Origin of the sequence: Meridianimarinicoccus zhengii, from assembly GCF_003254465.1 — a bacterium.
Lineage (GTDB): Bacteria > Pseudomonadota > Alphaproteobacteria > Rhodobacterales > Rhodobacteraceae > Meridianimarinicoccus > Meridianimarinicoccus zhengii.
Genome location: NZ_QDFI01000088.1, coordinates 1 through 15422, shown reverse-complemented (window position 1 = coordinate 15422; position 15422 = coordinate 1). Strand labels below are relative to the sequence as shown.

Genomic DNA, 15422 nt, shown 5'->3' with positions numbered 1-15422 from the left:
CGGCGCCGACCCGTCCCACGACCCGCCGGGCGCAGACCCGGCGGCGCCCGGCCGCCACGCGCGCGGAGACCGATCAGGCGATGGCGCGATCCGGCGGTGCGCAGCCCCGCACGATATCGGCCAGCAGGCGCAACTGCCCGGCGAGCGGGTTGGTGCGCCGCCAGACCATCCCGATGGTGCGTCGCGGCGCGGGGTGCGGAAAGCGCGCGATGGATACCGGCGCCGACAGGGTCTCGATCGGTACGGCCATGTCGGGGATCAGCGTCACGCCGATCCCAGCGCCCACCATCTGGACCAGCGTGGACAGCGAACTGCCCTCCAGCAGCTCGCGGGGGCGCGCGGCACCCATGGCGCAGAAGGACAGCGCCTGATCGCGGAAACAGTGCCCCTCTTCCAGCAGAAGCAGCCGCATTTCGCGCAGGGTCTCCGGCTCAGGCACGGGTTCCCCAGCGTCCGCCACGGGGCGGACCAGCACGAAATCCTCGGAAAAGAGCGCGATCTCGGCCAGGTGCGGCTCGGATACCGGCAGCGCCACGATGGCGGTATCGAGCCGCCCGTCCGCCAGTTCGGTCAGCAGCTTCGGCGTGACCGTTTCGTGCACTTGCAGATCGAGCCCGGGATACCGTTCGCCGAGCCCCGAGATGAAGGCCGGCAGAAGATAGGGCGCCACCGTGGGGATCACCCCGATGCGCAGCGGCCCCGACAGCCCGGTCTGTGCCGCGCGCGCGAGATCGCCCAGTTCGTCCACCGCGCGCAGGATGTCGCGCACGCGGTCGGCAAATTCCTCGCCCAGGCCCGTCAGGCGCAGGCTGCGGGTGCTGCGGTCGAACAGTCCTGTCCCAAGCTGTTCTTCCAGTTCCTTTATCTGCATGGACAGCGCAGGCTGGCTGATCGCGCAGGCGTCTGCCGCGCGTCCGAAATGGCGGTGGCGTGCGAGCGCCTCGAAATATCGCAACTGCTTAAGGGTCAAGGACTTCATACTGATCACCACGTGACATCAACCCGCGCAGCCTAGCCGGTGACCTTACGCAAGTCAGTGGCATTCTGGGAAAAGGGTGAGCGACCGTCGCGCATCGGCGGAAATCCGACCATGGCCGCTGCGGCAGGGGCGCGCAGGGACGGTCTCCGGGTCGGCACGGCTTGCACCGGGATGATCGTATGATATTCGTATAAGGAATTCATACGAAACCGAAGGCCTCCCATGACCCTGTCCCGCGCCCTTGCGATCCTCGTTGCCTGCACGGGGGCCGCTGCCCCCGCCATGGCGCATTTCCAGCAGATCATCCCCGGCGCCGACGTGCTGCCCGATGGTGGGGCCGTCACGCTCGATCTGGTGTTCACCCACCCGGTGGAGATGGGGCCCGTGATGGACATGGCCCGCCCGGCGGCGCTTGGCGTAATGACCGGGGGTGCGACCACCGATCTGTCGGAAATGCTGGTCGATGCCGCACGCGATGGCGCGCAGGCATGGCAGGTCACCCATGAGCTGGACGAACCGGATGCGGCGGTGTTCTTCGTCACGCCGCAGCCCTATTGGGAACCGGCCGAGGGCAAGTTCATCGTCCACCACGCCAAGGTGATCGTGGACAGCTTTGCCAGCGGCGAAGGCTGGGATGCGATGGCGGGCCTGCCGGTGGAGATCGCCCCGCTGACCCGGCCCACGGGGCTTTGGGCGGGCAATGCCTTTCGCGGCGTCGTGATGCAGGACGGCGCGCCGGTACCGTTTGCCGAGATCGAGGTCGAGTTCGTCAATGATGGCAGCGTCACCCCGCCCAACGATGCCTTCATCACGCAGGTCATCAAGGCCGATGCCACGGGCGCGTTCAGCTACACCATGCCTTTCGCGGGCTGGTGGGGTTTCGCGGCGCTGCTGGAGGGCGCCGAGACCCTGACCGCGCCGGATGGCACGGAGGCCCCGGTGGAGGAAGGCGCGCTCATCTGGGTGCACGCCACCGATCCGGCCACGGCACGCTGAGGGGGCGGCGCGGTGCATATCCCCGACGGTATCCTCTCCGTGCCCGTTCTTGCCGGCGGCGCGGCGTTGGCGGCGGCGGGCGTCGCCATGGGTCTGCGGCGGCTCGACGACCGGGCCATCCCGCGCGCGGCGATCCTGTCGGCGGCCTTCTTCGCAGGCTCCCTGATCGCCGTGCCGATCGGACCCACCAGCGTGCATCTCGTGTTCGCGGGTTTGATCGGCGTGATGCTCGGCTGGGCGATCTTCCCGGCCGTTCTGGTGGCGCTGGCGTTGCAGGCGGTGCTGTTCGGCTTCGGCGGACTGACGGCGCTCGGGGTCACGACGCTCGCGGTTGCGGCGCCCGGTGCGCTGGCGGGTGCGGTGTTCGGCCCCGGTATCCGGCGTGCCGCCCGGCCCGCCGCCGCGATGTGGCGCGGGGCGCTCGCCGGGGCGCTGGCCGTGCTAGGGGCCGCGGCGCTGGTCGCCGTTGCGCTGGTCCTGTCGGACGGGCATTTCGCACCGGTGGCACGGGTGATGACCGCGGTCTACCTGCCGCTCGCGGCGGTGGAGGCGGCGGTGACTGCCTTCGCCCTCGGGTTTCTCGCGCGGGTGCAACCCGGCGCGCTGTCCCCGCTGGCGGTGCGGGCATGAGGGTGCATCTTCTGATTGTGGCGGCTCTACTGGTCCTGCTGGCGCCGCCCGCGCTGGCGCACAGCCTGCGGGTTTTCGTCACCGCCGAAGGGCAGATGGTGCGCGGTTACGGGTTCTTCGTAGGCGGCGGGCGACCCGACGGTGCCGCGTGGCGGGCCGAAGCGGGCGATGTGACCTTGGCGACCGGCACGACCGATGGCGAGGGGGCGTTCGGCTTCGTCCTGCCCGGTCCCGTTCCCGGCGATATTGTCGTGACTGTCGATCCGGGGGACGGGCACGCGGCCAGTGCGACGCTGGCGGCAGACCGGATTGGTGGGGCGGCATCGCCACCGGTCCCGGCGCCGGGAGGCGGGCCCACGGTCCATGCCCGCCCGGCAGCCCCCATGCCGAACGCTGCGGAGATCGAGGCGGCGGTCGAATCCGCCGTGGCGCGGCAGGTCGAACCGCTGCTGATCCGCATCGAAGAGATGGACGCGCGGCTGCGTGTGACCGACCTCGTGTCCGGCGGCCTTGCGATTTTCGGGCTGGCGGGCATCGCGCTGTGGCTGCGCGGGCGCAGTCGGTGATCCCCGCGGACCCGCGGCTGCGGATCGCCGCCGCCTTTGCCGCTGTGCTGAGCCTGTCGCAACTGACCGCGATGCCCGTGGCGGCGCTGGCCTGCGCCGGGGCGGTGCTGGCGGCAGCCATGTCCGCCGGCGGGTTGCCATGGCGGCGGCTGATGCACCTCGAAGGCTTCGTGCTGATGCTTCTTGTGACGCTCCCGCTCACCATTCCGGGCACGCCGCTGGTGCGGGTCGGTCCCCTGGCGGCCAGTGCCGAGGGGCTGGCGCAGGCCGCACTTCTGGGCTGCAAGATCACCGCTGCGGTGCTGACGATGACGCTGCTTCTGGCGGGGCTGGATCCGGTGCGTTTGGGCGGGGCGCTGGCCGGGCTGCGGGTGCCGCCACGGCTGGTGGCGCTATTCGTGGCGACCGCGCGCTATGTCGAGACCATCGGGCAGGAGGCCGCGCGCCTGCGCGATGCCATGCGCGCGCGCGGCTTCCGGCCCCGCACCGACCGGCATACCCTGCAAAGCTATGGCAACCTGATGGGCATGCTTCTCGTACGGTCGCTGGACCGGGCCGAGCGGGTGGAGGAGGCGATGCGCGCGCGCGGTTTCACGAGGCATCTGCCGCTGGGCGAGGCGACCCCGCCGACCGGCCCCGACATCGCCCGCGCGACGCTGATCGCGGGCGCGGCTGCGCTGCTGTTGCTGGGGGACCGGGCATGGCCGATCCTGTCCAGCTAGACGACCTCCACGTCACCCGCGACGGCGCACCCGTGCTGCGCGGCCTGTCGCTGTCGCTGGGCCCGGCGGAGCGTCTGGCCATCGTCGGGTCGAACGGCGCGGGCAAGACGACGCTGTTGCGCGCCATCGTAGGCCTTCAGGCCGCCACGGGCACGGTGCAACTGTTCGGCCAGCGTTGCGCGGCGGAGGCCGATTTCGCCGCCGCCCGCCCGCACATCGGGTTCCTGTTCCAGGACAGCGACGACCAACTGTTCTGTCCCACGGTGCTGGAGGACGTGTGCTTCGGCCCCCGCAACCTTGGCCGAACACCCGCGCAGGCCGAGGCGGCGGCGACCCGGGCGCTCGCGGGTCTCGGGGTCGCGCATCTGGCCGATCGCGTCGCGCACCGGCTGTCGGGGGGCGAAAAGCGGCTGGTGTGCCTTGCGGGGCTGCTGGCGATGGACCCGGCGGTCCTGTTGCTGGACGAACCCACCAACGGCGTGGACGCGGCCAACGGTGCGCGGCTGCATGCGGCACTGGCGGCCTTCCCCGGGGCGCTTATCCTCGTATCCCATGATGCGGCCTTCGTGGCGTCGCTGGCTTCCCGCGCGGCGCTGCTGGAAGCCGGGCGGCTGGTGCCCGCCGAAATCCACGACCACCCGCACACCCACGCCCATCCGCATCTGCACAAGGCAGCCCCCTGACAGCCCCTTCCGCCCGGTGCCGCGGCTGGCTATGGTCCGGAAAAACGGCTGGGGAGGCCGCATCGCCCATGACGCACGATTTGTCCGACGCCGTGCCACGCGTGACCGGCACTGCCTTCACCCCCGACTGGTTCGAGGGCGTGCGCGTGAATCGCGGTGCCGCGGAACGGCGGGCGGCGTCCCTGACCGGGCGGCGCAGCGTCAAGAAGGACTGGCAGGCGGCTTGGCTCTTGCGGGCGATCACCTGCATCGACCTCACTACTCTGGCGGGCGACGACACGGCAGGGCGGGTCGCGCGGCTCTGCGCGAAGGCGCGCGCGCCGGTGCGCCCCGACCTGCTGGCCGCGATGGGGGTTGACCCGATCACCGTGGGCGCCGTCTGCGTCTATCCCACCATGGTGCCCCACGCGGTGCGCGCGCTGGCCGAGTCAGGCATCCCGGTCGCCTCGGTCGCCACCGGCTTTCCGGCAGGGCTGACACCGCTGCCCCTGCGGCTGGAGGAGATCCGCTACGCCGTGGGCGAAGGTGCCGCCGAGATCGACATCGTCATCACCCGCGAATGGGCGCTGACCGGGCAATGGGCGCGGCTTTACGACGAGATCGCCGCGATGCGCGAGGCCTGCGGGGACGTGCACATGAAGGCGATCCTCGCCACCGGGGATCTGCAGACGCTGTCCACCGTCTACAAGGCGTCCATGGTAGCCATGCAGGCAGGGGCGGATTTCATCAAGACCTCCACCGGCAAGGAAGACGTGAACGCCACCCTGCCCGTGTCGCTGACCATGCTGCGGGCGCTGCGCGACTTCCGCGACCGCACCGGGCAGGCCGTGGGGTTCAAGCCCGCGGGGGGCCTGAAGACCGCGAAGGACGCGCTGGCGTGGCAGATCCTCATGCGCGAAGAGTTGGGGCCCCGTTGGCTGATGCCGGATCTCTTCCGCATCGGCGCCTCGTCGCTTCTGGGCGATATCGAACGGCAGTTGGAACACCACGTCACCGGCCGCTATTCCGCCGCCCACCGCCACGCGCTTGCCTGAGGACGCCATGCCAGGGATATCCGAGATCATGCAGACGATGGACTATGGCCCCGCGCCCGAGGATGACAGCGCCGTGCGCGCGTGGCTGGCCCGGCACGCTGACGGGCTTGGCCACTTCATTGACGGGGCTTGCGTGCCGGGGACCGGCGACGTGGCCGACGTGATCGAGCCCGCCCGCGACACCGTGATCGCCCGCATCCACCACGCGACGGGCGCGGAGATCGACCGCGCGGTCGCGGCGGCACGCAGGGCGCAGCCCGGATGGGCGGCACTGTCGGGCACGGCGCGGGCGCGGTTCCTTTACGCCATCGCGCGGCAGGTGCAGAAGCGCGAGCGGTTTCTGGCCGTGCTGGAGAGCATCGATAACGGCAAGACCATCCGCGAGACGCGGGATATCGACGTGCCACTGGTGGCGCGGCACTTCTACCACCACGCGGGCTGGGCGGCGGTGCTGGACGACGCGTTTCCGGGGATGGAGCCGCACGGCGTCTGCGCGCAGGTGATCCCGTGGAATTTCCCGCTGCTGATGCTGGCGTGGAAGGTCGCGCCGGCGCTCGCGGCGGGCAATACGGTCGTGCTGAAACCCGCCGACCTGACGCCGCTGACCGCACATGCGCTGGCCGAGATCTGCGTCGAGATCGGCATGCCGACCGGCGTGCTGAACATCGTGCAAGGCGGCGGGGATACCGGGGCCGCGCTGGTGGCGCATCCGGGCGTGGACAAGGTCGCCTTCACCGGGTCCACCGCCGTGGGCCGGGCGATCCGGGAAGCGACCGCCGGGTCGGGCAAGACGCTGACGCTGGAGCTGGGCGGCAAGTCGCCCTTCGTGGTGTGCGAGGACGCGGATCTGGATGCCGCGGTCGAAGGCGTGGTCGATGCCGTCTGGTTCAACCAAGGGGAGGTCTGCTGCGCCGGATCGCGCGTGCTGGTGCAGGAAGGCGTGGCCGAGGCCTTTTTCGACAAGCTGCGCGCGCGGCTGGCGACGCTGCGGGTGGGCGATCCGCTGGACAAGACGATGGACGTGGGCGCGGTCGTCTCGCAGGCCCAGCTCGCGCGCATCCACGCGCTGCTGGCCGATGGGCAGACGGCGGGGGCCGTGCTGCACAGCGCGCCCGTGACCCTGCCGGACGTGGGCAGCTTCTGCGCGCCGGGCTTCTTCACGGGAACGGAACCGGCCCATACCGTCAGCCGCGACGAGATCTTCGGGCCCATAGCCGTCACCATGACTTTCCGCACGCCGGCGGAGGCCATCGCGCTGGCCAACGACACCGCCTATGGCCTTGCCGCGTCGATCTGGTCGCAGGATATCGACCGGGCGATGACGCTGGCCGCCGGGATCAAAGCGGGTGTCGTCTGGATCAACGGCACGAACATGTTCGACGCCAACGCACCATTCGGCGGCATGCGCGACAGTGGCTTCGGGCGCGAGGGTGGGCGCGAGGGGATGCTGGCCTACCTGCGCGCGCCGGACGTGCCGGGCGACATGCGGCCCGACGCGGCCCCGCTCGACCCAGCCCCGGCGGGGCAGGGAGGCGATGCACCCGCGATGGACATCACCGCGAAGCACTATATCGGCGGCAAGCAGTCCCGTGCCGATGGCGGGCAAAGCTACCCCGTGCGCGGGGCCGACGGCACCGTGATCGGGCAGGCGGCGCTCGGCAATCGCAAGGACATCCGCAACGCGGTGGAGGCTGCGTCGAAATCCCCCGCGTGGTCGCAAGCCAGCGCCTACACCCGCGCGCAGGTCCTGTATTTCCTCGCCGAGAACCTGTCCCAGCGGCGGGCGGAGTTCGCCGCCTTGCTGGACCGCTGCACCGGCGACCGGGCGGAGGCGGAAGTCGCCGCCGCCATCGACCGCTGCATCTGGTACGCGGCACAGGCCGACAAGCAGGATGGCGGCGTGCAGGCGACGCAAGCCCGCCACCTGACGCTGGCGCTGTACGAGCCATGGGGCGTGGCGGGCGTGGTCTGTCCGGACGAAGCGCCGCTTCTGTCCTTCCTGTCGCTGGTGCTGCCGCTGCTGGCCCATGGCAACCGGGTGGTGGCGGTGGCGTCGCAGGTGCACCCGCTAGTGGCCACGACGCTCTATCAGGTGCTGGAAACGTCCGATCTTCCTGCCGGGGCGCTGAACATCGTCACCGGCCCGCGCGATGCGCTTGCGGCGACACTTGCCGACCATGCCGACGTGGCCTGCCTGTGGTCTTGCGGCAGCGCGGACGGTGCGACGGACACGGAACGCCGCGCGGCGGGCAATCTCAAGGCCGTCTGGACTGATGGCGGGCGGGCGCGCGACTGGCTGGACCCCGCGCAAGGCCAGGGCGCGGACTTTCTGCACCGTGCGCGGCAGGTCAAGACGGTCTGGCTGCCCTACGGCATCTGAACGCAGCGGGGGCCGCACATATCGCGGGCGAAGCGGCCGCATCTGCCGGGATAATGTGCATCGGGCAGACGCCACGGGCGCAGGCACGTCGCGGGTCTGGCCGCCTTGCGCGGAAACCGGGCTCATGTCGGCAACGAGGGGGCGGGGCCATGACACGGATCATAGACTATTACTTCGCGCCGATATCGGGCTACGCCTATCTGGGTCATCGGCCTTTCCTTGCGCTGGCGACCGAGACCGGGGCGCAGGTCCGGTTCCGGCCCATCGAGATCGGCAAGGTCTTCGCCGCCACCGGTACCACGCCGCCCGCGGCGCAATCGGATGTCCGCAAAAGCTACCGGATGCAGGATCAGGCCCGGCTCGCGGCGGCGCAGGGGCTGCCGATGCAGGCCACGCCAGCGCACTGGCCCACGGCGCCGGGATTGGCCTGCCGTGCCATCGTTTCGGCCGGTGTTCTGGGCCTCGATCAGGAGGCCGCCGCCTTCGCCTGCCTGCGTGCGGTCTGGGCGGAGGATCGTGACATCGCCGACCCGGACCAGCTTGCCGCGGCACTGGACGCCGCGGGCTTGCCCGCCGCGCAGGTGATGGCCGAGGCCGCACGCCCCGAGATCGCTCGCGCCGCCGACGAATGCACCGCCGCTGCCATCGCCGCGGGCGTGTTCGGTTCACCGACCTATGTGCTGGGCACCGAACGCTTCTGGGGCCAGGATCGGTTGGAACTCCTCCGCGATGCGCTGACCGCCTGATCCGGCCCGATCCAAGGGCCATTGCCCATTGCCATGGCCGACCTTGCGGCGTATGACAGCGCCCGTGCCCCTATAGCTCAGCTGGTAGAGCAACTGATTTGTAATCAGTAGGTCCGCGGTTCGAGTCCGTGTGGGGGCACCATCCATCCCTGATGATCTTGCGTGCAAGACCAAAGGGGAGGGTCGGCCCCTGTTCAACCGCCCAGGAGGTCAGAGGGTCACGGTGTCCAGGTTGCCTGAGGGAGTGCGCTTTGCTTCGGCTTGCCCGCAAAGGGTCCCGCTACACCGTCCGCCCGCGCACGTCCATCAGCCTGCCGCAGTCGGCCACGACATCGCATCGCGCGCGATCCGCCTTGATGCGTATGCTGATCTTGTCAGGGAACCTGGGGGCGCGCGCATGCCGTCCTGCGACGCGGTGACTGCGCGGTCCCGACTTGCCATGGCGCGACGCGCCGCCTGCGCATATCTGCTTGCCTCCGCCGGTTCTTCTTACTAAAACACTCGGGATTTCGGGTCGGCACAGGCCCGATGCGCTCCAGCCATGCCTGCCGCGACAGGGCATCCGCCAGACACGCGCCGTTCGTCACCAAACACGACAGGAACAGGCCATGGTGTCTTCTCTCGCCGCGCCCGAAACGCATGACCCGGAACACCTGCGCCGCGCGCTCGCGACACAGCCCGACATGCGGCCACGGGACCTTGCGGACAGTCTCGGGGTCGCCGAGGCGCAATTGCTGGCCGCGCAGGTGGGCCGCGGCGTCACGCGCATTTCGGCAGACCCGGACAGGCTGGTGCCGCGCCTCGGTGATCTCGGGACGGTGATGGCGCTGACCCGGAACGATCACGTCGTGCATGAAAAGGTCGGGGACTATGCCAATTACCACCCCGGCGACCATGCGGCCATGGTGCTGAACGGGGCGATCGACCTGCGGATCTTCTCGCGCCACTGGGTCCATGCCTTCGCGGTGGAAACCGGCAGCGGCGACAGCCTCCGGCGCAGCGTGCAGGTCTTCGACGCGGCGGGCATGGCCGTGCACAAGGTGTTCCTGCGCGCCGGGTCCGATGCGGGCGCCTGGACGAACCTTGCCGCGGATCTTGCGACCGACGCTCAGGATGACCGCCTCGCGCTCGCCCCCATTGCCGCGACCGAGACGCCGCGCGGCGACCCGGAACGGGCCGAAACCCTGCGCGCCGAATGGGCGAAGATGACCGATACCCACCAGTTCCTTCGACTGGTATCGAAATTGAAGATGAACCGGCTGGGCGCGTATCGGCTGGCGGGCGCGCCGCGCGCCGTGCCGCTCGCCGCAACGGCGGTCGACGACTTGCTGACCACGATTGCCGGGTCAGGTGTCCCGGTGATGGTCTTCGTCGGCAATGCCGGCTGCATCCAGATCCATTCCGGCCCTATCGACACGCTCAAGCCCATGGGCCCGTGGCAGAACATCATGGACCCCGGCTTCAACCTGCACCTGCGCCGTGATCGCGTGACCGAGGTCTGGCTGGTGGAAAAGCCGACCCGCCGCGGCCCGGCGCTGTCTGTCGAAGCCTTCGCCGCGGATGGCGGGCTGATCCTTCAGGTCTTCGGTGTGCGCAAGGACGATGCGGACCACGTGCCCGCGTTCCGCGCGATCACGGACGGTCTGCCGCGGGCAGAGTCCGCCGAGGGCGCGTGACGATGCGGTGCCATCTGTCTGTCCTGCAATCCGTGACGGGCGCGTTGGCCCTTGCGCTCGTGGCGGGCATGGCCGTGGCCGGTCCGCAACCCGGACGCGTCGTATCCATCGGCGGCTCGGTCACGGAGATCGTCCACGCGCTTGGCGAAGGTGGCCGGCTGGTGGCGCGCGACAGCACCTCGGTCTACCCCGATGCCGTCGCGGACTTGCCCGATGTCGGCTACATTCGCGCGCTGTCGCCCGAGGGCGTGCTGTCCGTGGACCCCGACATGATCATCGCCGAGGACGGCGCGGGCCCGCCCGAAACCGTCGCGATCCTGACTGCCGCAGCCCTGCCCTTCGTCATGGTGCCCGACGACTACACTCGCGCGGCGGTGCACGCCAAGATCATGGCCGTGGCGGATGCGCTGGGTGTGCCGGAGAAAGGCGCCGCGCTGGCCGCGGACACCGATGCCGCGCTGGAACGCGCCGCTGCCGCCAGCCGCACGGAGACGCCTCGGCGCGTGCTGTTCGTCCTTTCGATGCAGGGGGGGCGGATCCTCGCCGCGGGGCGCGACACGGCTGCGGACGGGATCATCGCGCTGGCCGGCGGCGTGAACGCGGTGACCGGGTTCACCGGATACAAGCCCCTGACGGACGAGGCCATCGTCGCCGTCGCCCCCGATATCATCCTGATGATGGATCGGCGCGGCGACCATGCCATCGCGGATGCCGACCTGCTGACGCATCCCGCCATCGCGACCACCCCGGCCGCGCAGGCGGACAAAGGGGCCATCCTGCGGATGGACGGATTGCTTCTGCTGGGCTTCGGGCCGCGGACGCCCGACGCCGTGACCCGGCTGCACGCCGCGCTTTACCCGGACGCGGACTGATGGTGGCCCTCGCATCCGGCGACCTCCATGCCCCCCGCGCCCGGCCGGCAGGGGACCGGCGCGCGCGGGCGCGGTGGACGACGGCGGTGTTGATGCTGCTGCTGGCGGTGATGGGTGCCGCTAGCCTGACCGTGGGCGCATCCGAAGTGTCGCTGTGGCGCGCGCTCGGCATGCTTGCCGATGGCGAAACCCTGCCGCTGCGCGACCGGGTCATCCTGTTCGACATCCGCCTGCCGCGTCTCGCGATGGGGGTGCTTGTGGGCGCGGCGCTCGCCGTGTCGGGCGCGGTGATGCAGGGGCTGTTCCGCAACCCGCTGGCCGACCCCGGCCTTGTGGGCGTGGGCGCCGGGGCCGGTCTGGGCGCCATCGGGGCCATCGTGCTGGGCGGGCTTCTGCCTGCGGGTCTGGCAGGGCTGGTCGGCATCCATGCGGTGCCGCTTGCCGCCTTCGCGGGTGGTTGGGTGTCCACCATGCTGCTCTACGCGATCTCCACCCGCAACGGGCGCACGTCGGTGGCGGTGATGCTGCTTGCCGGCATAGCGCTCGGGGCGCTGGCGGGGGCGCTGTCGGGGATACTCGTCTACGTCGCCGACGATGCGCAGCTGCGCGATCTGACCTTCTGGGGGCTCGGGTCGCTGGCCGGGGCGACCTGGGCCAAGCTGGCGGCGGCGGCACCGCTGATCCTGCTGGCGCTGCTGGCGACGCCCTTCCTGGCGCGGGGCCTGAATGCGCTGGCGCTTGGGGAACCGGCGGCGGGGCACCTGGGCATCCGCGTGCAGCGGCTGAAATCCGCCGCCATCCTGACCGTGGCGGGGGCGACCGGGGCGGCCGTCGCGGTGTCGGGCGGGATCGGGTTCGTGGGCATCGTCGTGCCGCACATGCTGCGCATCGCCGTGGGGCCGGACCACCGCTATCTCTTGCCCAATGCCGCCCTTCTGGGGGCGCTGCTGCTGGTCGGCGCGGACATGATCAGCCGCACGATCATCGCCCCCGCCGAGCTGCCCATCGGCATCGTCACCGCCACGCTGGGCGGGCCGTTCTTCCTGTGGATCCTGCTGCGCAACCGCGCAGTGCTGGACCTGTGACCCGATGATCGACGCGCACGACATCACGGTGGCCCTTGGTGGCAGGCCGATCCTGCACGGTGCCGATTTCGCCGCCCGCGCGGGTGCCGTCACCGCCATCGTCGGGCCGAACGGGTCCGGCAAGACCACGCTGCTGCGGGCGCTGACCGGGGATGTGGGCCACACGGGGCGGCTCATGCTCGACGACACGCCCATGGCGGTCATTCCGGGGCACCGGCTGGCGCGGCGGCGCGCGGTGCTGCCGCAGGCGACGCGGCTCGCCTTCCCGTTCACGGTGCTGGAGGTCGTGCGCCTGGGATTGATCGCCCAGATCGGGCCTGCCCGCGAAACCCTGCCGCAGCGCGCGCTGGCCGAGGTCGGGCTGAAGGGCTTCGCGGCACGGTTCTACCACGACCTGTCCGGGGGCGAGCAGCAGCGCGTGCAGCTGGCGCGCGTTCTGGTGCAGGTCTGGGAACCGGTGACCGACGCGGGGCCAAGCTGGCTGCTCCTCGACGAACCGGTTTCCAGTCTCGATATCGGCCACCAGATCGATGTCATGGCGCTGGTGCGCCGCTATGCCGACCGGGGCGGCGGGGTGGTCGCGGTGATGCACGATCTGAACCTGACCGCGCAATTCGCCGACAGCGTCGCCGTGATGGCGGAGGGGCGTGTCGTGGCACAGGGCGCGCCCGCCGCGGTGTTCGACGATGCCCGCCTGTCGCGGGTCTATGGCTGCCGGTTGCGGCTCAACACGGTGCCCGACGGCCCCGTGCCCTTCGTGCTGCCGCAGACCGCTGGTCCAGTTGCCGCCGCCGGTTCCTGAAACCCCGCATCCATCACACCGCCTGTTCAAGACGAGGAGCCGAAGATGACCCGCACAGCCCGCTGGACGATGATCGCCGCCGCGCTGCTGGCGCTGCCGATTGGCGGAGGGACGGCCTTGGCGGAAGATGCCGCCGCCCCGACGCTGACGCTCGATCTCAACCGGGTCGACCCGGTGGATGGCGCCTGTCGGCTGACCTTCATGGCCACCAATGCGACCGGTGCGGATATCGACGCGCTGACGCTGGAAATCGTGATGATCCGGACGGACGGGCAGGTGGACCGGCTGACCCTGTTCGAGTTCCAGAACCTTCCGGCGGGGGTGCCGCGTGTGCGGCAGTTCGACCTTGGCGGCCTTGCCTGCGGCGATCTGGGCGATGTGCTCGTCAACGGGGTCGCGGCGTGCAGCGGCCGCGATGGCGCCTGCGGAGCGCCTCTGTCCCTGACGTCGCGCACGCCGGTCGGGGTGCAGGGATGAGCGTGGCGCAGGCGGTTCTGGTGCAGATGCGCGAGATCGTCGCTCTTGGCGGCCCGGTCATCGCGGTCCTGATGCTGCTGTCAGTGGTCGTCGTCGCCGCGGCGCTGTTCAAGCTGTGGGATTTCGCGGTGCTCGGGGTCGGTCGGCACGGGCGGATCGACCCTGCGCTGCGGGTTCTGGCACAGGATCACCCCGCGCAGGCAAGGGCGCTGCTGGCGCGCAGCCGCCACCACCTTGCCCCGGTTTTCGCCGCGGCGCTGGCCGCGCCGCCGGGCGATGCGGCGGCCCTGAAGGCCCGCATCACGGCCGAGGCCGAGATACGGCTCGCGCGGATGGAAAGCGGGTTCCGCCTGCTGGATGCGATCGGCCAGATCGCACCCCTGCTTGGGCTGTTCGGCACCGTCCTGGGGATGATCGACGCGTTCCGCGCATTGCAGGAGGCGGGCACGACGGTCGATCCCGCAGTCCTTGCGGGCGGGATCTGGGTGGCCCTGCTGACGACAGCCGCCGGGCTGGCGGTGGCCATGCCCGCCGTGCTGATCCTGTCCTGGTTCGAGACGCGGGCGGCGCGCGAGCGGCTCTGGGCCGACCGTGTCTTGGCCACGATCTTCTGCCCGATGGACCCTGATGCGGACGCGGACCGCCCCGCGCAGGCTGGCGCGGCATCCCCGCGCATGGCCCATGGGCATTGAGCGTCGGCGCAGACCCGCCCGGCGCATCGCGCTGACGCCGCTGGTGGACGTGATCTTCCTGCTGCTGCTGTTCTTCATGCTCAGTTCCACCTTCTCGCGCTTCGCCGACATCCCGTTGCAGACGGCGCAGGACGGTGCCGTGGCGCCCGAAGGCGCGCCGCTGTTCCTGAGCGTCGGGCCGGACGGGCTGGACCTGAATGGGCGCGCGGTGGCATCGGCGGAGGCATTGCCCGACGCCGTGGCCGCCGTCGCGCCGGGGACGGGCGCGACGGTGCTGGTGCTCGTGTCGCTCGGGCCGGAGGTGAAGGCGCAGCGGCTGGTCGATGTGCTGGTCGTGCTGCGGGCGTTGCCCCGCGTCGCCGTCAGCCTGCTGGTCTGACCGATGGCCCTGCACCGCAGACCGTCCCGCGCCCGGCGCGAGACGACGATCCCGCTCATTAACGTGGTATTCCTGCTCTTGGTGTTCTTCCTCGTGGCGGGGACCATCGCCCCGCCGCTCGACCGGGATGTGACGCTCGTGGACACCGCCGCGCTGGAAGGCGCCCCGCCGCCCGATGCGGTCGTGCTGCGCGCCGACGGGCGGCTGTTCTATCGCGGGGCCGAGATCGACACGGCGGATTACCTGGCGCAGCGCCTGTCCGATCCCGCCGCGACCGTTCGGATCGTGCCGGACCGGGCCGTGCCCGCGCAACGGTTGATCGCGGTTGCTGCCGCCCTGAGGGGCGACGCGGCGCGCGACGTTGTGATCGTCACCCGCCGGGGTGTCGAATGACCGCCGCGCGGGCGATCGTTGTCGCGTCGGGCCTGTCGCTGGCGCTGCATGCCGCGGGCTTGGCTACGTTCCAGACGGACAGCGCACCCGATACGCCGGGCGGTCAGGCGCGCGTGGCGATGATCGGCAACAGCTTCGCCGACGCAGCGGCGGGGGTCGTTTCGGGCGCGGTGGTGCCCGATCCGGCGGACGTCGCCTCGCCGCGGGACACCACGGCGCGGGTTGCCCCGGTTCGGCCAGCCGCGCCGGCACCATCCGTGTCCGCGCCGCAAGGTGCCGCCGCAGCCGCGGCGCCACAAAAGGTCACGCC

The 15422-nt window shown here is 70.8% G+C and carries 17 protein-coding genes, 1 tRNA gene and 1 pseudogene; 18 read left to right on the top strand and 1 reads right to left on the bottom strand.

Annotation, left to right across the window (positions count from 1 at the left end):
- Positions 1 to 73: 73 nt before the first annotated feature.
- A complete protein-coding gene (locus tag DDE13_RS19465) occupies positions 74 to 979 on the bottom strand; it encodes a LysR substrate-binding domain-containing protein (RefSeq protein ID WP_111405901.1) in 906 nt (301 codons plus the stop codon).
- A 222-nt stretch (positions 980 to 1201) separates the two neighbouring features.
- On the opposite strand from DDE13_RS19465, the gene DDE13_RS19460 reads away from it, so the two are divergent.
- The 18 genes and pseudogenes from DDE13_RS19460 to DDE13_RS19375 all read left to right on the top strand — a co-directional run.
- A complete protein-coding gene (locus DDE13_RS19460; protein WP_111405897.1) occupies positions 1202 to 1975 on the top strand; it encodes a DUF4198 domain-containing protein in 774 nt (257 codons plus the stop codon).
- Between the two features lie 12 nt (positions 1976 to 1987).
- Complete coding sequence (gene cbiM, locus DDE13_RS19455) at positions 1988 to 2605, top strand: cobalt transporter CbiM (RefSeq protein ID WP_111405896.1); 618 nt, start codon at positions 1988 to 1990, stop codon at positions 2603 to 2605.
- A complete protein-coding gene (locus DDE13_RS19450; RefSeq protein WP_111405895.1) occupies positions 2602 to 3171 on the top strand; it encodes a cobalamin biosynthesis protein CbiL in 570 nt (189 codons plus the stop codon). The genes cbiM and DDE13_RS19450 overlap by 4 nt, the downstream gene beginning before the upstream one ends.
- A complete protein-coding gene (cbiQ, locus tag DDE13_RS19445; RefSeq protein WP_222626148.1) occupies positions 3168 to 3893 on the top strand; it encodes a cobalt ECF transporter T component CbiQ in 726 nt (241 codons plus the stop codon). Before DDE13_RS19450 ends, cbiQ begins: the two co-directional genes overlap by 4 nt.
- Positions 3872 to 4576, top strand: coding sequence for an energy-coupling factor ABC transporter ATP-binding protein (locus tag DDE13_RS19440; protein WP_111405893.1), 705 nt, complete (start codon positions 3872 to 3874; stop codon positions 4574 to 4576). The genes cbiQ and DDE13_RS19440 overlap by 22 nt, the downstream gene beginning before the upstream one ends.
- 68 nt (positions 4577 to 4644) lie before the next feature.
- Positions 4645 to 5610: a deoxyribose-phosphate aldolase gene (deoC, locus tag DDE13_RS19435; protein ID WP_222626147.1), complete on the top strand. Its 966-nt coding sequence runs from the start codon at positions 4645 to 4647 to the stop codon at positions 5608 to 5610.
- 7 nt (positions 5611 to 5617) lie between these two features.
- Positions 5618 to 7990, top strand: coding sequence for an aldehyde dehydrogenase family protein (locus tag DDE13_RS19430; RefSeq protein WP_111405892.1), 2373 nt, complete (start codon positions 5618 to 5620; stop codon positions 7988 to 7990).
- 149 nt (positions 7991 to 8139) lie between these two features.
- Entirely contained in the window at positions 8140 to 8736 is a 597-nt protein-coding gene (locus DDE13_RS19425) for a 2-hydroxychromene-2-carboxylate isomerase (RefSeq protein ID WP_111405891.1), read from the top strand.
- Between the two features lie 66 nt (positions 8737 to 8802).
- Positions 8803 to 8878 (top strand) — tRNA-Thr (locus DDE13_RS19420).
- Positions 8879 to 9344: 466 nt separating this feature from the next.
- A complete protein-coding gene (locus DDE13_RS19415) occupies positions 9345 to 10412 on the top strand; it encodes a hemin-degrading factor (RefSeq protein WP_111405890.1) in 1068 nt (355 codons plus the stop codon).
- Between the two features lie 2 nt (positions 10413 to 10414).
- Positions 10415 to 11284 (top strand): heme/hemin ABC transporter substrate-binding protein, encoded by an 870-nt coding sequence (locus DDE13_RS19410; RefSeq protein WP_111405889.1) that lies wholly within the window; start codon positions 10415 to 10417, stop codon positions 11282 to 11284.
- Entirely contained in the window at positions 11284 to 12369 is a 1086-nt protein-coding gene (locus tag DDE13_RS19405) for a FecCD family ABC transporter permease (RefSeq protein WP_111405888.1), read from the top strand. Before DDE13_RS19410 ends, DDE13_RS19405 begins: the two co-directional genes overlap by 1 nt.
- Positions 12370 to 12373: 4 nt before the next feature.
- Positions 12374 to 13171 (top strand): heme ABC transporter ATP-binding protein, encoded by a 798-nt coding sequence (locus DDE13_RS19400; RefSeq protein WP_111405887.1) that lies wholly within the window; start codon positions 12374 to 12376, stop codon positions 13169 to 13171.
- A gap of 45 nt (positions 13172 to 13216) precedes the next feature.
- A complete protein-coding gene (locus DDE13_RS19395; protein ID WP_235868782.1) occupies positions 13217 to 13648 on the top strand; it encodes a hypothetical protein in 432 nt (143 codons plus the stop codon).
- The gene (locus DDE13_RS19390) at positions 13645 to 14340 is read left to right on the top strand and encodes a MotA/TolQ/ExbB proton channel family protein (RefSeq protein ID WP_111405886.1); all 696 of its coding nucleotides are present in this window, start codon (positions 13645 to 13647) and stop codon (positions 14338 to 14340) included. Before DDE13_RS19395 ends, DDE13_RS19390 begins: the two co-directional genes overlap by 4 nt.
- Positions 14330 to 14719 (top strand): biopolymer transporter ExbD, encoded by a 390-nt coding sequence (locus DDE13_RS19385; protein WP_111405898.1) that lies wholly within the window; start codon positions 14330 to 14332, stop codon positions 14717 to 14719. The genes DDE13_RS19390 and DDE13_RS19385 overlap by 11 nt, the downstream gene beginning before the upstream one ends.
- Positions 14720 to 14722: 3 nt before the next feature.
- On the top strand, positions 14723 to 15112 hold the full coding sequence (locus DDE13_RS19380; RefSeq protein ID WP_111405885.1) for an ExbD/TolR family protein: 390 nt from the start codon (positions 14723 to 14725) through the stop codon (positions 15110 to 15112).
- Positions 15109 to 15422: pseudogene (locus DDE13_RS19375) on the top strand (hypothetical protein); the annotation flags it as partial. The gene DDE13_RS19380 and the pseudogene DDE13_RS19375, both read left to right, overlap by 4 nt.